The organism is Couchioplanes azureus (genome assembly GCF_014648355.1).
GTDB classification, from domain to species: domain Bacteria; phylum Actinomycetota; class Actinomycetes; order Mycobacteriales; family Micromonosporaceae; genus Actinoplanes; species Actinoplanes azureus.
The window spans coordinates 244,822-263,689 of record NZ_BMQY01000007.1 but is presented as its reverse complement, the minus strand read 5'-3'; the positions used below and the strand labels follow the sequence as shown (position 1 = coordinate 263,689).

At 74.0% G+C, this 18,868-nt stretch carries 12 protein-coding genes and 1 pseudogene; 6 read left to right on the top strand and 7 right to left on the bottom strand.

What is annotated here, in order from left to right; all coding sequences use genetic code 11:
* Positions 1–929: pseudogene (locus IEY99_RS24790) on the bottom strand (hypothetical protein); the annotation flags it as partial.
* On the bottom strand, positions 926–2,404 hold the full coding sequence (locus IEY99_RS24785) for a thymidylate kinase (RefSeq protein ID WP_189206454.1): 1,479 nt from the start codon (positions 2,402–2,404) through the stop codon (positions 926–928). The gene IEY99_RS24785 and the pseudogene IEY99_RS24790, both read right to left, overlap by 4 nt.
* 107 nt (positions 2,405–2,511) lie before the next feature.
* On the opposite strand from IEY99_RS24785, the gene IEY99_RS24780 reads away from it, so the two are divergent.
* From IEY99_RS24780 to IEY99_RS24760, 5 genes are all read left to right on the top strand, one after another.
* On the top strand, positions 2,512–3,789 hold the full coding sequence (locus IEY99_RS24780) for a lipopolysaccharide biosynthesis protein (RefSeq protein ID WP_189206453.1): 1,278 nt from the start codon (positions 2,512–2,514) through the stop codon (positions 3,787–3,789).
* A gap of 16 nt (positions 3,790–3,805) precedes the next feature.
* The gene (locus tag IEY99_RS24775; RefSeq protein ID WP_189206452.1) at positions 3,806–4,942 is read left to right on the top strand and encodes a glycosyltransferase family 4 protein; all 1,137 of its coding nucleotides are present in this window, start codon (positions 3,806–3,808) and stop codon (positions 4,940–4,942) included.
* A gap of 97 nt (positions 4,943–5,039) precedes the next feature.
* Positions 5,040–6,944 (top strand): fibronectin type III domain-containing protein, encoded by a 1,905-nt coding sequence (locus IEY99_RS24770; RefSeq protein ID WP_194505974.1) that lies wholly within the window; start codon positions 5,040–5,042, stop codon positions 6,942–6,944.
* A gap of 104 nt (positions 6,945–7,048) precedes the next feature.
* Positions 7,049–7,921 carry a glycosyltransferase family 2 protein gene (locus IEY99_RS24765; RefSeq protein ID WP_189206450.1) on the top strand — a complete coding sequence of 291 codons (873 nt, stop codon included), beginning with the start codon at positions 7,049–7,051 and terminating at the stop codon, positions 7,919–7,921.
* A complete protein-coding gene (locus IEY99_RS24760; RefSeq protein ID WP_189206449.1) occupies positions 7,918–9,078 on the top strand; it encodes a glycosyltransferase family 4 protein in 1,161 nt (386 codons plus the stop codon). The genes IEY99_RS24765 and IEY99_RS24760 overlap by 4 nt, the downstream gene beginning before the upstream one ends.
* Here the strand turns inward: IEY99_RS24760 and IEY99_RS24755 are convergent.
* The 5 genes from IEY99_RS24755 to IEY99_RS24735 all read right to left on the bottom strand — a co-directional run bounded on the left by IEY99_RS24755 (position 9,047) and on the right by IEY99_RS24735 (position 17,952).
* Entirely contained in the window at positions 9,047–10,060 is a 1,014-nt protein-coding gene (locus IEY99_RS24755; protein WP_189206448.1) for a metallophosphoesterase family protein, read from the bottom strand. The two genes, IEY99_RS24760 and IEY99_RS24755, sit on opposite strands and share 32 nt — an antisense overlap.
* A complete protein-coding gene (locus IEY99_RS24750) occupies positions 10,057–13,764 on the bottom strand; it encodes a hypothetical protein (RefSeq protein ID WP_189206447.1) in 3,708 nt (1,235 codons plus the stop codon). The genes IEY99_RS24755 and IEY99_RS24750 overlap by 4 nt, the downstream gene beginning before the upstream one ends.
* Before the next feature lie 118 nt (positions 13,765–13,882).
* Positions 13,883–16,207, bottom strand: coding sequence for a glycosyl hydrolase family 28-related protein (locus IEY99_RS24745; RefSeq protein ID WP_189206446.1), 2,325 nt, complete (start codon positions 16,205–16,207; stop codon positions 13,883–13,885).
* Positions 16,208–16,309: 102 nt separating this feature from the next.
* Positions 16,310–17,518 carry an acyltransferase family protein gene (locus IEY99_RS24740; protein WP_189206445.1) on the bottom strand — a complete coding sequence of 403 codons (1,209 nt, stop codon included), beginning with the start codon at positions 17,516–17,518 and terminating at the stop codon, positions 16,310–16,312.
* Complete coding sequence (locus IEY99_RS24735) at positions 17,515–17,952, bottom strand: hypothetical protein (RefSeq protein WP_189206444.1); 438 nt, start codon at positions 17,950–17,952, stop codon at positions 17,515–17,517. Before IEY99_RS24735 ends, IEY99_RS24740 begins: the two co-directional genes overlap by 4 nt.
* Positions 17,953–18,209: 257 nt before the next feature.
* Here IEY99_RS24735 and IEY99_RS24730 point away from each other — a divergent pair, with 257 nt between their 5' ends.
* Positions 18,210–18,758: a hypothetical protein gene (locus IEY99_RS24730; protein ID WP_189206443.1), complete on the top strand. Its 549-nt coding sequence runs from the start codon at positions 18,210–18,212 to the stop codon at positions 18,756–18,758.
* The last annotated feature ends 110 nt before the right edge of the window (positions 18,759–18,868 follow it).

Here is an 18,868-nt window from a genome sequence, read left to right as displayed (position 1 = left end):
GCGGCCGCCGCCGCCAGCATCACCGCGGCCGGGACGAGGCCCAGGCCGAGCTGCGGGCTGCTGTCGGCGGCTCCGCGCCAGAAGCCGCGCAGCGAGACCAGCGTGGCCAGCATCCCGCCGGGGCCCGCGTGCGGGGCGTACACCTCCAGGTCCCGGCTGCCGACGTGGACGGTGAGGATCGCGCTGAGGAGCACGGCGACCGCGTACGCGTAGATGCACGCGGCGCACGCGATCACCACGCCCGTGCGGGTCAGGTCCTTGCGCGTCGGGCGCGGCAGCAGCGCGACCGCCAGCAGGCCGGCGCCGCCGAGCCAGGCGGCGTGCGGACCGACCGCCATGGCCAGCGCGTACCAGCCCGCCGGCCGGGCGGCGAACCAGGTGCCGCGCCGGCGGGCCCGCACGGCGGAGGCGAGCAGCCAGCTGAGCAGGCCGACGGAGAGCAGGAAGGCCACGTGCCCGGCCTGGATGCGCTCCACCACGAACGGGTTGCAGCAGGCGAAGAGGGCGGCGGTGTGCCGCCGCCAGCGCCCGCCGGCGGCGAGTGCGGAGACTCCGGAGGCGACGATCGGGAAGTAGCAGAGGATGACCAGCCAGCTGGTCGCGCCGGGGCCGATGACCGAGCGCACCGAGTCGGTCAGCAGCCGGTACGGCAGCGCGTCCAGGGCGGCCGGGTCGAGGCCGTACAGCCCCGGCGTGATGGCCTGGTGCGGGCCCGACACCCAGTCCAGCAGCAGCAGGTAGCCCTCGCGGGTCCACGGTGCGACCACGGCGATGCCGGCGAGCAGGCCGAGCAGCCCGGACTCGGCGGCCAGCCGCGCCGCGCGCGGGTCGATGCCCGGCAGCCGCCGGTGCCGGGGCACGTAGGCCGGCGCCTGGGCCGGTGCGGCGCGGGCGTGCCGGCCGCCGCGGCGGCGGGCGACGAGGGTCACCGCCGGCGGCGCCGTGGACCGTGTGCGGCCTGCACCACCGCCGCCACCAGCGGCGCCAGGGGATCCGCGGTGTCGCCGGAGGTGTCCACGACGATCTCGGCGCACCGGGCGGGGCGCTCGGTGAGCAGCTCCCGGAACCGCTGCTGCTGCGCGGCCTGTTCGGCGCGGGAGCGCTCCGGCTTGCGGCGGTGGATGAGCTCGTCCGGGGCGTCGGGCAGCACCAGGACGTCGGGCGCGGGCACCACGAGCTCGGCCACGCGCGCGGCGCGGGAGCCCGGCCACGGCGACTCGCGCAGGTCGTACACCCAGCGGTCGGCGATGACGACGCGGCGGCGGGCCACCGCCGGCGCGACCGTGCGCAGGTAGCGCCAGAGGTATTCCCCGGCGTAGAACCAGGCGGCGGCGCGGCGCAGGGCGCGGTGGTCGGCGGGCGCGCCCTCGCCCGGGGACGCGGGCGAGCCGGTCGACGGTGCCGACGACGACGACGATGAGGGCGCCGGGGCGGTCGAGCCGACGCCGAGCAGCCGCCGGGCGAGGGCGACACCGGGCAGGTTGCCGCGGGCCATGCCGAAGTACGCCGCGCTGGTGGGCAGCCCGTAGCGGTGCAGCCGCTCGTGCAGCCCGTCGGCGACCGTCGACTTGCCCGAGCCGTCCGTGCCGACCAGGGCGACCACCACGCCGCGCACCCGCAGTCCCAGCGGGCCGGCGGCGCCGGCCGCGGGCAGCACGCTGCGGCGTTGGGCCCAGGTCGAGCCGACGACGGCCGGGGCGAGGCTGCGGGCGACCAGGCGCAGCCGCGCCCGCAGCGGCAGCCGCGGATCGGGCTCCGCACCGCCGGCGACGGCGACGAGGTCCGCGGCGACCCTGCCGCCGAGCTGCTTGCCGAGCCGCCAGACGAACTCCTGCCGGTGCCGCGGCTCGGCGGCGTCCCAGGCGGCCCGGGCCTCGGCGAGGCGTTCCGGGCCGGGGAGGCGGCCGCGCAGCACCGGGCGTACCAGCAGGTCGGCCGTGGCGGCCGCGCCGGTGAGCCGGTGGGTGGCGGGGTCGATGGTCGCCTGTCCGGCGGGCACCAGCAGGACCGGACCGACGCAGAGGTCACCGTGGGTGATGTCGACGACGGCCGGGCCGGTGGTCGTCTCGACGGAGAGGCTCACATGGCGCAGCCGCCGGGGATCGTGCGCCTCGGCCACCCGGGCGGCGGCGTACGTGCGGGCGAGCACGTCGATCGGGTCGCCGGGGGCGGGCGGCGCGGCGTACCAGATGTCGAGGTCCTTGGCGCCGGTGTCGGCCACCCAGCGCTCGGGTGCCCCGGCGTCGCCCTGCCAGGCCCAGCGCTGCCCGGTCGCGTCGAGGGCGGCGACGACCGCCTCGAGGAGGTCACGGCGGCGCGGCGGTCCGGAGCGCGGCGCGGCGGCGCCCGCCGCGACGTCCCGCGCCGGCCGCTGGTCCGCGCCTGTTTGCCAGGAATTGGTCATTTCACCCCGATTATGACCCGATCGGCGCGCCAGGCGTGTCGACTTGCGTGACGCAGGCCGGCGAAAGAATCAGACAGGTCGGGGTTCGGGCGGCCGATAGAGACCTTGTGACCTCTCTAGCCCGCCGCATCGCGAGCCTCGCCGCCCGGGGCGCCGCGCCCATCGCCGTGGCCGTGGCCGTGCAGAGCGCCGGCAACCTCGCCTTCCACTCGGTGGTCGGACGGCTGCTGGACCCGGGCGCCTACGGGGCCCTGGGCGCCGTGCTGAGCGCCATGGTGATGCTCGGCGTCCCGCTGGGCGCGCTGCAGACCGCCGCCTCCGCGCTGGTGGCCGAGCACGGCCTCACCCGCGACACGGCCCGCCGTACGCTGCGCGCGGTGGCGCTGTGGTCGCTGCCGCCCGCGCTGGTCGTGCTGCTCTGCGCGCCGGTGCTCCGCGACTACTTCCACCTGGCGTCGCTCGCCGAGACGGTGCAGCTCGCGCCGTACCTGATCGCCGCGGCCGTGGTGGCCGCCGCGCGCGGCCTGCTGCTCGGTGACCGGCAGGTGGGCACGGTCGCCGCCACCTACCTCTTCTCCACCGTGGTCCGGCTCGCGCTCGGGCTCGCCCTGGTGGTGCCGTTCGGCGTCTCCGGCGCCCTGGCCGGCACCGTCGTCGCCGAGCTGGCGGCCCTGGTGGTCGCCGTACCGCGGCTGCGCGGACCGGCCGGGCGCAGCGGCGCGACCCGCCTGCGGCTGGGCGCCGTCGCGCACGCCGGGATCGCGGTGACCGGCCTGTTCCTGTTCTCCACCGCCGACCTGCTGCTCGCGCGCCACCACCTGGGCGATGCCGCGTCCGGCTCGTACGTCGCCGCCGCCACCGTGGCCAAGACCGTACTGGCGCTGCCCGCGGGCATCATGGCCGCGGTCTTCCCCCGGCTGCTCGCCGCGTGGCCGACGCCCGGGCGCACCCGCGCCCTGCTCACCGGCGGCGCCGCGGTGACCGGCCCCGCCGTGCTGGGCGCGGCCGGGGTCGTCGCCCTGCCGTCGCTGGTGCTCGCGGTCCTCTACGGCGACGGGTTCGCCGACGCCACCGGGCTGGTCCAGACCCTGGCCGGGGTCGCCGCGCTGACCTCGTTCGTCACCGTGCTGACCAACGCGGCGCTGGCCCGCCGCTCCCGCCTCATCGCCGTCCCGTGGGCCGGCGCGGTGCTGGAGATCGCGCTCATCGAGACCTGGCACGGCTCGGGCGCGCAGATCGCGGCGTGCTCGGCCGCCGCCCTGGCGCCGACGCTGCTGGCGATGGTCCTGCTCGAGGGCCGGCGCTGGGCGCGCGCCCCGCGGGCGAACGTTCAAGTGCCACCGGCCGATGCCGAAATTTCCCCTACCGCCGCGAACGCGGCCTGATCTGCGGAGGACCGACGTGCGCATCCTGGTGCTGAACTGGCGTGATCTGACCCACCCGGCCGCCGGCGGCGCGGAGGTCTACACCGAGCAGGTGCTGCGCCGGTGGGTGGCGGCCGGCCACGAGGTGACGCTGTTCGCCGCGGCCGTCGCCGGGCGGCCCGCCGCGGAGATCGTGGACGGCTACCGCGTCGTGCGCGCCGGCAACCGGTTCACCGTGTACCGCGAGGCCCGCCGCTGGTGGAACCGCTACGGCCGGGGCCGCTTCGACGTGGTGATCGACGAGACCAACACGGTGCCCTTCCTCGCCCACGAGTGGGTCGACGACGGCGCCCGCACGATCGCCCTGGTGCACCAGACCTGCGAGGAGATCTGGCACCACAACGCCCCGCCGCTGGTCGCCCACCTGGGCCGGCACCTGCTGGAGCCCGGATGGCTGCGCCGGCTGTCCGGCTCACCCATCCTCGCCGTCTCGGAGTCGACCAGCGACGCGCTGGTCCGCTTCGGCGCCCGCGACGTCACCGTCGTGCCCGAGGGCTACGAGCCGCCCGCCATCCTGCCCCAGGTCGGCAAGGAGGCCACGCCCACGGCGGTGTTCTGCGGCCGGATGGTCAGCTACAAGCGGCCCTGGGAGGTCATCCGCGCGGTCGGCCTGGCCCGGCGGGAGATCCCCGACCTGCGGCTGTGGATGATCGGTGGCGGTCCCCTGCTGGACCGGCTGCGCGCCGCGGCACCCGAGGGGGTGGAGTTCCTCGGCCGGGTCAGCGAGGAGGTCAAGCACGAGCGGATGGCTCGCGCCCACGTGCACCTGGCGACCAGCGTGCGCGAGGGCTGGGGCCTGGTGGTCACCGAGGCCGCCGCCCTGGGGACCTCGACCATCGCCTACGACGTGCCGGGCCTACGGGACTCGACCCGGGCGGCGGGCGGGGTCGTGACGCCGCCGCAGCCCGAGGCGCTGGCCCGCCGACTGGTCGAGCTGATGCCGGGCCTGACCACGGCCGCGGCCGCGCCGCTGCCGTACGGCGGCGCCCACTCCTGGGACGACGTCGCCGCCACGCTGCTCGAGGCGGTGTACGCGCACGCCCGGGTGCCCGGTGCCGCGCCGGCCGTCACGCCGCTGCGGCCCGCCGTGACCGAGCTGCCCCCTGCCGCCTGAGCGGCGCCGGAGAACTTCAGGTTTGTTTGACGCCGCCTTGCGGCCAGCTTGAGGTACGCGGCCGATCCACACATCAGCGGCGCCGAAGGGGCAGCCGATGAGGAGACGAGGAAACATGGGCGTACGACTGCTGGCTGGGACCGGCGCCGCTGCCGTGGCCGCGTCGCTGGCCTTGACGGGGACCCCGGCGATCGCGTCGGACACCACCACCGCATTGCCCGCGCCGCAGGGACTGACCGTGGCGCGTGCCGCCGGGGACGCCACCAAGATCGTGGTGTCGTGGCAGCCGGTCGCCGGAGCGAGCTTCTACCGCATCGACTTCATCCAGGGCACCACCGAGACGGTCACGTTCGTGCCGGGTGACACCACCACCTACACGATCAACACCACCGGCAACCCCTGCGTGTCGTACAAGGTGCGGGTGGCCTCCGAGGACGCGAACGGGGCCGGTCAGTACACCGACTTCGTCACCGCCAAGACGCTGGCCCCCAGCGGCATCATGGGCGCGGTGCCCGGCCGTACCGGCGCCACCGGCAGCACCGGCACCATCAGCTGGAACGTTCCCGAGTGGACCGGCGAGGCCCCGCTGACCGGCTACCGGATGCAGCTCGTCCGCTACTCCGACAACGTCGTCCTGTCCGACCAGGTCGTCACCGCGACCAGCCACGAGTTCCCGAACCTGGACCCGACCCGCACCTACCTGGTGACGGTCTCCCCGCAGAACCAGTACGGCAGCTGCTCGGCCGTGACGGGCAAGTCGCTGATCGACAAGTTCAAGCCGGCCGACCTGACCGGCGTCGTCGCCACCCGCCGCGCGAACTCCACGCTGGTGGACGTGACGTGGGACGCGCCGACGAGCGCCCCCAAGCCGGACTACGTCCTGGTCAACTGGGGCGTCGACAAGCCCAACCAGGGCTCGCTGAAGGTCAAGGCCGGGGTGAACTCGGGCACCATCAACCTCGCCCTGGGCAAGAACTGGGTCGTCGACGTGCGGCCGTACAACGTGAACGGCAGCGGCTCCACGCTGCTCACGGTGACCGACCCGACCGCCCCCGTCGTCACGCCCCCCGTGGTGACCCCGCCGGCCCCGCCCGCTCCCGAGAAGACCCCGCCGACCATCAGCGCGGCGCTCACCCGGATGGCGGACCGCAACGGCTGGCACAACGGCCCGGTCTCGGTCATCTTCACCTGCGTCGACGCCCAGTCCGGCGTGGGCGCCTGCTCCTCGCCGGTCACCCTGACCGCGGACGGTGCCGACCAGGTCGTCACCGGCACCGCGACCGACAACGCCGGCAACGTCACCACCACCAGCGTGAAGGTCAGCATGGACCGCACGGCGCCGACCTACTCCGCCACGGTGGAGGGCGCCAAGAACGCCGCCGGCTGGTACCGGACCGCTCCCCTGGTGAACTTCACCTGCGCCGACGCCGCCTCGGGCGTCGAGGTCTGCCCCGCCCCCGTGCTCGTCGGCACCGACGGTGCGAACCTGGGCGCCTCCGGCACCGTGACCGACAAGGCCGGCAACATGACGGCCGCCGCGGTCTCCGGCCTGAACATCGACACCACCGCCCCCGCCGTGCAGGTCAAGGGCCTCAGCCGCAGCACCTACACGCTGGGTGCCATGCCGATCCTGGGCTGCGACACCAGCGACGCCGTCTCCGGCGTGGCGAAGCAGGCCGGCCTGAGCGTCACCCGGGACAGCAAGGCCCAGTACACGGCCGTCTGCGCCAACGGCACCGACGTGGCGGGCAACGTCGCGGCTCCCGCGTCCGCCACCTACACGGTCACGGCGACCGTGCCGGGCCTGATCGCGATGACGCAGCGTTACCTCGCGGCCAACAACGCCACCGTGGGCCTCGGCCAGGACCTGGTCAACAAGCTCCAGCACGGCCAGTACGACCTGTACATCAGCAAGGTCCAGAAGGAGTCGAAGGACAAGAAGCCCGGCCTGACCGCCGCGCAGATCGACGAGCTCGTCTACTGGGCCCGCCTGCTGGGCTGACAGCCCGGTCACCTGAGAACCGAATCCACCGAGCCGGACCCTCCACGGGTCCGGCTCGGTGCGTTTCCGGGCGAGGCCACCAAAGCCGCTCATAATATGAGGAAATGACTAGCCACCCCGTGGTGTCGGTGATCGTTCCCGCCTACAACAGCGAGCCGTTGCTGCGGGACTTCCTGGGCGCCTGCCAGGCCTCGCGCTACCGGGACTTCGAGGTGATCATCAACGACGACCTGCGCTCCACCGACGGCACCGAGGCGCTGGTCGATCGGTTCCGCGCCGACGGCCTGGACGTGACGTACCTGCGGGAGAACCGCTCGATGGCGCAGGGCCGCAAGCGCGGCGCGGCCGAGGCGCGCGGGTCGATCCTGCTGCACCTCGACTCCGACATGAAGGTCACCCCGGCCCTCATCGGCGAGTGCGCCGACCTGCTCGCCGGCGACTACGACGCCCTGGTCATCCCCGAGGAGTCGTTCGGCACCACGTTCTGGGCCCGGTGCAAGTGGCTGGAGAAGAAGATCTACGAGGGCGTGGACCAGATCGAGTCGCTGCGCTGCGTACGGCGCGACATCTACGACAAGCTCGGCGGCCACGACGAGCGGATGGTCTTCTCCGAGGACAAGGACTTCGACCTGCGGGTCCGCAAGGCCGGCTACAAGATCGGGCGGACCCGCAGCTTCCTCTACCACAACGAGGGCGACCTGCGGCTGTACCGGACCATGCGCAAGAAGATGGGCTACTCCGGCACCGCCGACCTCTTCGCCACCGAGCACCCCGAGGCGTTCCGCTGGCAGACCAACATCTTCCACCGCTTCGGCCTCTATCTGCGCAACTTCCCCTACGCGTTCTCACACCCGCTGCTCTACGGCGGCCTGTGGACCATGAAGATCGGCGAGTTCGGCTTCGGCGCGCTGGGCCATCTGCGCCGACGGATGGCGACCCGCACCCCCGGCCGTGGCGTTCGTGGAGGTGCCGCATGACCAGGGTCGCGCACGTGATCTCCGAGTTCTCCGCCAAGGAGGCGATGGGCCGTACGGTCACCGAGATGGCGCACCGGGTCGCCGGCGAGCACCACCTCGTCACCACCCACGCCATCGACGGCCAGGACGCGTTCGCCGGGGTGCACGAGCTCGGCGGCGCGCTGGAGACGTTCCCGCTCGGCCGCTCCGACACGCTGCGGGAGGCGCTCGACAAGATCCGGCCGGACCTGGTGCACCTGCACGCCGGCGCGCTCGGCCCGTTCCTGGGGTTGTTGCCGGTGCTGCGCCCGTACCGCAAGCTGCTCACCGCGTACGCCTGGCCGACCCTGCCCAGCCCGGGCGCCTGGCGGCGGGCCAGCGTGGCCGAGATGCGCGCCTCCAACGTGCTGCGGGCCCGGGTCCTGGTGAGCACGGTCCTGCCGGTCCCGCTCGCCGCCGCCGCGCTGCGCCGGTCCGGGATGACCACGGTGCTCACGCCCGACCCCCGCGTCGCCGACCGGCTCGGCCGCCGCCGCGGCCTGCGCGTCGTGCGGTTCACCTCGGGGGCGCCGGCCGATCCCCGCCGGGCCCGGTTCGACGCCGAGCGGCCCACCATCGTCTTCGCCGGCCGCGCCGAGACGGTCCGCGGCCTGGACACCCTGCTGGCCGCGTTCGGCCGGGTCCGCGCGGCGGTACCCGGCGCACGGTTGCGGCTGCTGCTGATCCCGCGGCCGGAACTGCCGCGGATCCTGGCCCGGGCCGGCGCCGCCGGCGACGCCATCGAGGTGGTCACCGAGCCGGTGCCGGACCTGCTGGCCGAGCTGTCCGCCGCGCAGGTCGGCACCTGGCCGTTCAAGTTCGACTACACCACCTCGCCGCCGGCGATGGCCCTGGTCGAGGCGATGGCGGTCGGCCTGCCCGTCGTCGGCACGGACGTCGCCTGCGTCCGCGCGGTCCTCGACCACGGCGTGAACGGCCTGTCGGTGCCACCGGGCGACGCCCCGGCCCTGGCGGACGCGCTGGTCACCCTGCTGCGCGACGAACAGACCTGGCGGCGGTACGCGACGGCCGGACTCGAGTCGGCGACGCAGCGGATGGGCTGGGAGCGGGTCGCGGAGACCACCGCCGAGGCGTACGCCTCCGTGGTCAGTGGCAGGACGCCTCGCCCCGGTCGGTGACCGGCGCACCCACCCGGTGGAACGCCCAGCGCCACGAGTCCGGCCTCAGCTCCAGTTCCAGCACCCCGTGGTGGTCGAAGTCGGCGAACTCGCTGCCCGGGATGCCGGCGCGGACCTTCGGCTCGCCCTTCTCGTCGCTCGCCCCGTCGGCCGACGCCGGCCGGTAGTGGGCCTGCCCGCCGGTGCCGACGACGTACTGGCGCACGCCCAGCGGGTCCGACTTCCCGTCGGGGTTCATCGGCCCGAACCGCTCGTAGTCGGCCTCGTGGGCGGAAAGCACCAGCTCCACCTGGTGGTCGTAGAGCGTCTTGAACAGCTCGGCCGTGCGGGGGTCGGGGCCGGCGATGCCGGTCGACCAGCGCGGGTGGTGCCAGGCGGCGATGACGCAGGTGCGGTCGTTGGCGGCCAGGTCGCTCTCCAGCCACGCCTGCTGCGGCGAGCCCTTGCCGCAGCCGCCGGCCACCGCGGAGCAGTTGGAGTTGAGCACCACGAGGTGCCAGCGGCCCACGTCCTGCGACCAGTAGCCCTTCGCGTCCTTGAAGCGGTCGCCGAAGTAGGCGGTGAAGGTGTTCGCGTCCTGCACCTTGTACTCCTGGTTGCCGATCACCGGCACGGTACGGCTGAGCAGCCGCCCGTACGTCGGCCCGTACACGGTACGGAACGCCTCGGCGGCCGGCAGCTCGTACTGGTAGTCCCCGAGCCCGAGGAACAGCGCGGGGTTCAGCGCGACCGCCAGGTCGGACGCCTCCTTGTGCTTGCAGCGGTCGCCGGCGCCGGTGGCGAAGTCCGGGTCGTCCGGGTCGCAGGCCATGTCGCCCACGGCGGCCAGGCGGACCGTGTCCGGCGCGGTCGAGCAGCGGCCCAGCAGCCAGACGACGACCAGCGCCAGCACCACGAGCAGGGCGACCGTGGCGGACAGGCTGCGGCGGCGCCGGGTGGTGCCGAGGACCGCGGCCGCCGTACGGGCGAGGCGGCCGCTCATGTGCGCCGCCCGCGCAGCAGCCGGCGCAGGCGCGGCCGGCGCGCCCAGAGCAGCTCGATGCGCCACCGCCGGCGGTGCCGCATCGTCCACACCCCGGGCCGGCCCTCGGGGAGCCGGACCGCGTACATGAAGAGCAGCGCGGCGGCGACCCCGGTGGGCAGCAGGTAGAGCGCGATCCGGGCGATGCGCGCCGGCGTGTAGCGCACCGTCACGGCGCCGCTGTCGGGCAGCAGCCAGCCGTTCATCCAGCCCTGCAGGGTCACCTTGCGGGCGCCCGGGGCGCCGGTGAGCACCCATCCGGGCGCGGCGTTCTCGGCGAGCGCGACCGCGGTCGGCCCGGTCGTGGTGACCGTGCCGGTGAACTGCGTGGGGTTGTCCTTCTCGTAGTCCACGGACGACGTCACGGCCGGCTTCTCCTGGCGCACCATCACGATCTCGGACGGGTTGACCGGGCGCATCCGCACGCCCCGGTACTCCACCTGCGACTGTTCCTTGCCCTTCGGGTCGCGCAGGCCGTACAGGTAGATGCGGGCCTCGACGGCGTTCGGGTCCGGCGGGACCAGCGTCTCGTACGAGGTCCAGCCGTTCCAGATCGCCACGCCGGGCATCGTGCGGCACAGGTCCGGGCCGCGCAGGTACAGGCAGAACTTCGGGTTGCGCAGCGCCACGCTGCGCGCCTGCATGGAGTACTCGTACAGCGAGGCCGCGCCCATGTCGTCGGCGAGCGCGCCGATGCAGGCCAGGTGCCGCACGGCCTTGAGCGTGTACGTGGTCTCGCCGTCCGCGCCGACCTGCGTGTCGGCCTCCAGCCCGGCCTCCTCCACGGTCTCGTCGTCGTAGCGGAAGCAGTCGTCCAGCGGCTCGAACGGCGAGAGGATCGAGCCCGACGGGCCGCCGTCGACCCGCAGCTGGTGCTTGCCGGCGGTGAGCTCGACCGACACCTCGGGGATCGCGGGCGGGAAGACGGTGTGCGTCGCCACCGCCTCCAGCGCGTCGATCCGCAGCCCCCGGTACTCGGCGACGGTCTTGGGCTTGAGCCGCTCGCCCACGTCCGCGCGCAGGATGACCTGCAGCTCGTCGGAGAGGGTGTCCATGGTCACGACACGCTCGTAGGCGGTCCAGTCGTCGTTCAGCACCGGCCGGGCGGCGAGCTCGCAGCCGGAGACGCCGGCCTGCCACAGGCAGATCTGCGGCCGCGCGCCGGTGACGTGCCGGTACTGCAGCCGGACCCGGTAGAGCTGGCCCGCGACGGCGTTGCGGGCCACCACCTTGGTGCACGCGGCGTGGTCGGCGGCGCCCAGCCGCACGGTGTCGCCGGTGACGGTCGCGGAGAGCTGGAGCTCGCTCCACGGGCGGGGCTCGTAGTTGTTGCAGTCGAACACCGGCGAGTACGGCGACGTGTCCGCGGGCTTCGGCGCGGCGGCCAGCAGCGTCAGCGTGGTGGCCGAGCCGACCGGCACGGTGGAGGCGGCGCCGCCGTCGAGCGACACCGTACGGTTGCCCACCTTCAGCGCGACGACCTTGCGCCCGCGCGGCAGCGGGATCGACAGCGTGGGACGCCGCGACACCGCCCTGCCGTCGATCTTGACCACGGCCGGGTCCTCCAGCAGGAGCCGGTTGCGGGCCGCGTCGATGCGGGGCACGAGCACCGCGGCGGCCCGCGCGCGCTGGGCGAGCGTGTAGGTGCCCGCGGTGACGTCGACGGTCGTGGTGGGCGAGCCGGAGTCGACCGCCGGCACCGGCCAGTGCACCACGTCGGGCGTCACCACCGCCGTGTCGTCCACCTGCGGGTTGAAGCTCACCGGCGTGGTGTCGACGCGGGCCGCGATGCCGGTCCGGCCGTCCACCGTGCCCAGCACCGCGGCGCCCGCGTCGGCCCGGGCGGGCGCGTCCAGCACCCGGTCGAAGGTGCGCACGGTCGGGCTGGTGCCGCCCTTGAACTGCCACAACTGCAGCGTCCCGTCGGAGACCAGCTCCGCGCCCGGCACCTTCGCCATGGCCGCCGACAGCACCCGGTCGTCGGCGAAGTACCGGTTCGGCAGCCCGCGCACCAGGTCGTGCCGGATGATCACCCGGCTGGCCCCGATGGCCTCCAGCAGCTTCGGCACCGGGGCCAGGTCGCCGGCCAGCAGCGCGTTCTCGATGCCGTGCACGCTGGCGTTGAACCCGGGGGTCTCGCCGAAGTACCCGCCCGGCTTGGGGGACACGATCGGATGCTTGACCAGCAGGTTGGCGATACTGTCCGCGCCGAAGAAGCCCCAGGTCGTGGGCATCTGGTAGTAGTCGTCGAGCGGCAGCACCAGGACCTTGCCGGGACGGGTGTCGGCATTGATCTTGTCGGCGACGTCCCACCAGTCCTGCAGCACCCGCACGTGGGCGGAGGGCTGGGTGGGCCGCTCGTCCGGCATCACCTCGCCGGTGTAGATGGGGTACGGATACGCCAGCACCAGCAGGACCGGCGTCGCCGCGGCCGTGGTGACCAGCCGCCGGGGCCACCCCGGCCGGAACCGCCGGGAGGCGCGCAGCCGGGCGAGCATGCCTTCCACGGCGATCGCCATCATGATGCCGAAGAAGGAGACCAGCAGCTGCCCCAGCTTGCTCATCGGCTCGCGGAACAGCCAGAAGCCGGGCGCGTGCAGGTACAGGAACATGTTGAACTGGTTCAGCGGCGGGCGCAGGCCCTTGGCCAGGAAGACGAAGACGAGGATCAGCAGCAGCAGCCCGAAGGCCAGCCGGCGCAGCCGCCGCGGCGCGAGCAGCGGGGCGGCGAACACCACCACCGGTAGCATGTAACGGATCCAGATCCACGCGGGCCGGTCCAGGTCCGCGGCGTACGGCAGGTACTGCGGCCGGAACCACGCCCAGTTGGCCACCATGGTGAGGATGTTCGGGGGCGTGTTGTTGACCTGCGACCACGACCAGTTGGTGGGGTCCTGGAAGGTGGCGTTCGCGGCCGCGCCACCGCCGCCGACGTAGCTCATGGCGAGCGGGATCAGCCAGTACACGTTGAGCACGATGGCCCAGGGCGTGGCGGCCACGAACCACTTCAGCAGGCGTACGGCGGGCTGGCGGCCGAGCACGAGCAGGGCCAGCAGCGGCGTGCCGCCGACCGCCCAGGCGTAGGCGACGACCAGCATGGGCGGGTTGAACGACAGGAACGACGTCGGCATGAGCGCGAAGCCGGCGATCGGGGCGGGCACCCGCCGGCCCATCGCCACCCGCATCGCGATGCCGGTGATCAGCGCCACCGAGCCGACGGAGATGATGTTGAGGGGGTTCGGCAGCCGGGTCAGGAAGAAGCCGTTGAGCACCCCGAACGCGCCGGCCGCCACGATGCCGGCCTCGCTGCGGACGAAGGCGCCCGCCAGGTAGGCGATGCCGAACCCGACCAGACCGTAGATGATCGTGTAGAAGAGCCATTGGGCGGAGTACTCGGTGAGCCCGACCGCCTTGCAGACCCAGATCACCACGAACTCGAAGCCGCGGGCCATGGTGTACCCGGCGGACCCGGCACCCGTGGTCTGGTGGTTCCAGGCCCACAACGCCTCGGGCGCCCAGCCCTGCCGGATGAAGGCGCCCATGTCCCCGCCGGCGATGAACGTGCCGGTGCGGAACCAGCGGCTGACGATCAGCGACGAGATGGCGAAGACGATCAGGTACGGCCGGGCGGCGAGCCAGCCGGCACGGCTGAACACGCGTCCCACCGCCCCTCCCGTCACCCCGACCCCTTCCGACCCGGCCGCGGCGACCGGCGGTCGCGCGCTTCCCCAGGTTGATCGGCCGGGGCGGCGCCGCCCTGAGTCGGGCGGCGCCGCCGGGGCGCTACGGGGCTGTGATCCTCGTGGGAATCGACAGCTCGCTGCCCGCCGCGCCGCCGACCTGGTAGGCGACGACGTCGTACGGGCCGGTGCCCTCGGTGTCGGTCCAGGCCTCGGTGGCGGTGCCGGCCACCAGCCCGATGCGGTCCATCAGGTGGACCTCGCCCACCACGGCGTTGTCGACGGCCGACAGCACCCGGGCGTAGGCCGCACCGGCCGGCGCCTGGGCGGTGTACGAGCTGGTGATCCAGCGGTCCGTGCCGTCGACGGTGTACTGGTTGTTGCTGTACGCCTTCGTGCCGATGGCCACCCCGGAGGCGTCCAGCCACTGCACGCCGGTACGCGCCTTGCGGCCCGTCGTCTGGGCCTGGTACGAGGCGACCGCGGTGTACGTCTGACCGGCGGTGACCGGGACCAGCGGGCCGGTCGCGCCGATCAGGCCGGCGCCGGTGGTGGTGAGCGCCAGCGAGGCGGCCCCCACGCCCGGGGCGGCCGCGCCGGTCACCCGGCTGACCGAGGTACGGCTGGCGGCGGTCCAGCCGCCCAGGCCGTTCTCCAGCGTGGCCGCGTCGGCCGGCATCAGGTTGCCGGGGATCTCGCCGCCCACGGGCAGGTCGGCCACGAGCGCGCCGCCGCGGTAGACGCGGTAGCCGCCGACGAAGACGTTCGGCAGCGCGTAGACCTCCTTCCAGGTCAGCGTGGTCCCGCCCGGGGTGCCGACGGCGGGCTGCGCCACCGGCGACTCCGGGGTGCTCTTGCCGTACCGGTAGCCGGCGACCACGAGCGGGCCGAAGGAGTTGGCCGGGTAGCTGCCGCTGAGGTCGGTGAGCACGGTGTCGGTTGCCGTGGTGGGCGCGGTGCGCGAGCCGATCTGGATGCCGTACCAGGTGGTCGCCGGGCCGGAGACGACGTTGCCGTAGATGCGGTCGCCGCGCCCGATGGCCACGCCGATGCCGACCGCGTCGAACGTGGCGCAGCCGGTGCTGAAGCTGGAGTCCCGCCCGCCCGGGTTCAGCAGGTGGTTCCCGGCGATCGTGTCCGGCACGCTCTTGGCGGCCTGGAGGCAGCCGAGCACCACGATGCCGCCCTCGGCCGAGTTCTCGATCACGTTGTCCGTGATCACGTTGCCGCCGCCCGACCACATGGTGTGGTTGACGGTGTCCCCCGCGTCCACGGGCGCGTCGACGCGGCCGTACGTGCCGTCCGAGTCCTTGTAGTCGCTGTAGGCCACGGTGATGCCGGCGTCGTAGGTACCCACGAACCGGTTGCCCCGCACGATGTTGCGCGCCGGGTTGGTGACGTCCTTGTTGGTGCCCGTCGGCGTGTAGCCGGCGTTCGACTTCAGGACGAGGTTCCCGCCGAAGAACAGGTTGTCGCTCACCTCGGAGTCGGTGACCGCCTCGAGGTAGAGCGAGCCGTTGGTCGGCCGCTTGAAGCGGGTCAGCATCGCCGGGTCGGTGAACACCGTGTTGCGGCGTACCACCAGGCCCCGCGCGTTGACCACGTCGACGACGTTGCCGAGCTGGGTGGCGTCGAACTGGTTGTCCGAGACCACCGTGTCGGTGGCATTGCCGCCGCCGCCGATGTTGTCCTCGTCGCCGGAGGCGGCGCCGCCCCGGTTGTCGAAGCGGTTGTCGACGGCCCGCACGCCGGTCGTGGCGCGGATCCACAGCTTGAAGTACTCGAGGTTGGTGAACCGCACGTGCCGGACGGTCCACCGGTCGCCCGCCGAGATCCCGCCGCCGGCGTTGTTGCCGGCACCGTGGTCGCACGCCTGCGCCGGCAGGACGGCCTCGTCGGTCAGCCCGGCGCCGGCCTTGCAGTTGCCGTTGACGGCGAGGTCCGAGACCAGGTTGGTGCTGCCCTCGACCGGGTCGGCGGTGCTGTCGGGACGCACGAGGAAGGAGTAGTTGAAGTTCGCGTGGCTGCCCGGCGCGATGACCAGCGTGGTGGCGGTCATGCCGCTACCGCGCAGGTTGACGTTCGGCGGCAGGCTGAGCGGCTTCGTCACGGTGTAGACGCCGGCCGGCAGGAACACGGTCGCCGGAGCGGCGGACGAGCTGCGGGCGGCCGCCGCGCCGATCGCGCCGTTGAGCGCCGCCCAGTCGTCCAGGCCACCGCCGCGCGGTGCGCCCGCCGCCGCGCAGCCCGGGTCGCCCGCGCAGTCCTGCGGGGTCAGCGCCGGGTCGCCGACCGCCGGCGCCAGGGTGTACGCGGGCGCGTCGGGCACGTCGGCCGGCGCCGAGGAGGCGAACGCCAGCTGGGCGGCGACGGTCGTCAGCAGGCTGACGCCGAGGACCGCCGCCCTTGCGGGGGAGTTCCTGCTCAAATTCCTTCTCCATTCGTTGCCCGCCGCCGGGGGGTTGCCGGCGGTGGGCGGGAAAGCGGGGAGCACCCCACGAGATCGGTCGTGAGGTCGTCGGAGGGGCGGTCAGGCCCGGGTGGGCCGCGCGGCGGACCGGATCACGGCGTCGAGCACGGCCCGCAGGCGCGCGGTGTGCCGCTCGGTGGCCCAGGCGAACAGCCAGCCGGCCCCGACCAGCACGGCGCTGAGCGCCGCCAGGGCCAGCCAGTGCGCGGGCGAGGGTGCCCAGCGGTGCGCGACCTGCGGCACCAGCAGCGCCGCCAGCATCGCGGCGATCGGAAGATGGACCGCGTAGAGCGAGTACGACGACTCGGCGTACCCGGAGAGGGCGTCGAGGACCCGGCCGGGCAGGCCGGTCCAGTGCAGGTCCTCCACGAGCAGGACGAGCAGGACCGTGGTGGCGCCCGCGAGCACCAGCACGTTGCGGCTCGAGTAGCTGACCTGGGTGGCCCACATCGCGGCCGCCAGCGCGACCGTGGCCGCCGCACGGGCCAGCGTCAGGGTGACCGGACGCAGCGCCGCCAGCCGCTCGGCGATCGGCCGGCGGAACAGCGCGACGGCGGCGCCCATCAGCCACACGGGCAGGTACATCAGCACGGCCTGGCCCACCACGGCGCAGACGACGAGCAGCAGGACCGCGTTGAGGATCCGCGCCGGCACGCCGCCACGGCCCTTCCACGCGTACAGCGCCAGCGGGAAGATCGCGTAGAACGCCGCCTCGTAGGCCAGGGACCACAGCGAGGCGTTCGTGCCGTACGTGGGCACCGCGATCGTCTGCAGGAAGCCGACGTTGCCCAGGGCGGCCAGCGGGGTCAACCGCCCGGCCAGGTCCTCGGCCGGCACGGTGTGGTGGTAGGCCGGGTCGCCGAGGTAGATCGAGGTGTGCCCGAGCAGCGCCAGGCCGAGGTTGTCCAGCACGGCGGTGAGCGCCACGGCGGGGACGAGCACGATCCACAGCCGGCTCAGGCGCGCGGTGGCGTACCCCGCCCACCGGAACCGGTCCTGCCGGAACGCGGCGAGCACGCTGCCACCCACCCAGTAGCCGCTGAGCACGAAGAACACCAGGACGGCGGCCGGGCCCAGCCCGGTCAGCACGTACAGGACCCGGGTCAGGGCGCCGTCGCCCGCGTCGGCGGCGTCGACGAAGAGCAGCGTGCGCAGGTGGTAGACGACCACGAGCACGGCCGCGACGGTACGCAGCGCGTTGAGCGCCCGGTGGGTGCCGGTCCGTACCGGTGCGGCGGCCCGGGCCGGGGCGGGGATGGTGGCTGTCATTCGCGGGTTCCTGCCGGGGGGAAGGGTGCGGTGCCGGTCTCGATCTGCTCGTGCGGGCCGTACCGCAGCCCGATCACCCCGAGAGGCAGGGCAAGACCGCTCAGCCCCAGGCCGACGAGTACGGCGTTGAAGACGTAGTCGGTGTGCCCCAGCGAGTGCGCCGGTCCGCAGGAGGCGAAGATGGCGACGGCCAGGCCGAGCGGGGGGCGCCACAGCCGGTCCGCGAGCCCGGGCAGGTCCCGCAGCGACCAGCGGTACCGGTGGCGGGCGGGAGGACGGGACGGCGGGTCGCCGTCCACGCGCAGCGGCACGGCGACGTACGCGGGCCTCTCGGCCACGGACACCGGCCTCTCGGCCACGTGCGCGAAGGCCTCGGCTTCGTACGCGGGTGCCTCGGCCTCGTACGCGGGCCTCTCGGCGAGATCGAGCGACATGACGATCCCTCCTGGTGGGCGCGTGAACGGGACCGGAGCATGCTCCGGCGCCCCTGCCATCGGTCCGCGTCCCGCGGACCTGAGGCCTTTCCCGCGCCGCAGCCCGCGCCGGGACCGCTGTCCACCCCTTCGGCGGGCGGCCCGCCGAGCTGAGCCGGACCCATCGACGCCGGCCAGCTCAAGGTTGGCTCAGGCGAAGGGCAAGGTTGGCTCCGGCCCGTTCCCCTACCGGCCTCCCGTGCCGCACGCTGAGTGACATGCGGAACCTTCCCACGTCTGTTCGCAGCGTCCTCGTCGTCGTCCTGGCGGTGCTCGGCCTCGGGACCGTCGTGCTCGCACCGGCCACCGCGGCCGGTGCCGCCGGCACCAGCGGCATGGACAAGCTCGTGCTGACGTGGATCGAGGACGGCCGCAAGCTCCAGGTGGAGGGCATCGCGTACCGGCCGAAGGCCATGGTCGAGGTGCGGCTCGGCGACAGCCCGCTGCAGCAGGCCCGCAGCGACGAGAACGGCCGGGTGCGGCTCACCGTGCCGGAGGAGCTGATCGCCGCCGGGCAGTCCGGCGCGAGCATCATCGTCGCCGGCCGGTCGGTCTCGGGCGCCGCGCGGGTGCTGATCTCCGCGGTGCCGCCGCGGGCCGCGGTGCGCGGCCCGGCGGATGTCCTGCCCTGGTCGATCGCCGGCATCGCGCTCGTCGGCCTGGCGCTCGGCGCCCTGCACCGCCGCCGCTCGCAGCGCCGCCCGGCCGCCGCGGCCGCCCGCACCTCCGCCCCGGCCGGATACCGCTCGCGGCACGCCCTCGCCTGAGCCGGCCGCACCCGACTCGCGGCGGCGGCAACGGCGCGCCGCCGCCGCGCAAACCTCTCCCGATCCGCTGAAACCCGACTGCTCCCGAACGCAGACCCCGTAGCCCCCAG

Coding starts and splice junctions, on each gene's coding strand:
- IEY99_RS24730 (WP_189206443.1), top strand. CDS start 18,210: ATGCGGAACCTTCCCACGTCTGTTCGCAGCGTCCTCGTCGTCGTCCTG.
- IEY99_RS24755 (WP_189206448.1), bottom strand. CDS start 10,060: ATGAGCGGCCGCCTCGCCCGTACGGCGGCCGCGGTCCTCGGCACCACC.
- IEY99_RS24785 (WP_189206454.1), bottom strand. CDS start 2,404: ATGACCAATTCCTGGCAAACAGGCGCGGACCAGCGGCCGGCGCGGGAC.
- IEY99_RS24765 (WP_189206450.1), top strand. CDS start 7,049: ATGACTAGCCACCCCGTGGTGTCGGTGATCGTTCCCGCCTACAACAGC.
- IEY99_RS24760 (WP_189206449.1), top strand. CDS start 7,918: ATGACCAGGGTCGCGCACGTGATCTCCGAGTTCTCCGCCAAGGAGGCG.
- IEY99_RS24735 (WP_189206444.1), bottom strand. CDS start 17,952: ATGTCGCTCGATCTCGCCGAGAGGCCCGCGTACGAGGCCGAGGCACCC.
- IEY99_RS24740 (WP_189206445.1), bottom strand. CDS start 17,518: ATGACAGCCACCATCCCCGCCCCGGCCCGGGCCGCCGCACCGGTACGG.
- IEY99_RS24770 (WP_194505974.1), top strand. CDS start 5,040: ATGAGGAGACGAGGAAACATGGGCGTACGACTGCTGGCTGGGACCGGC.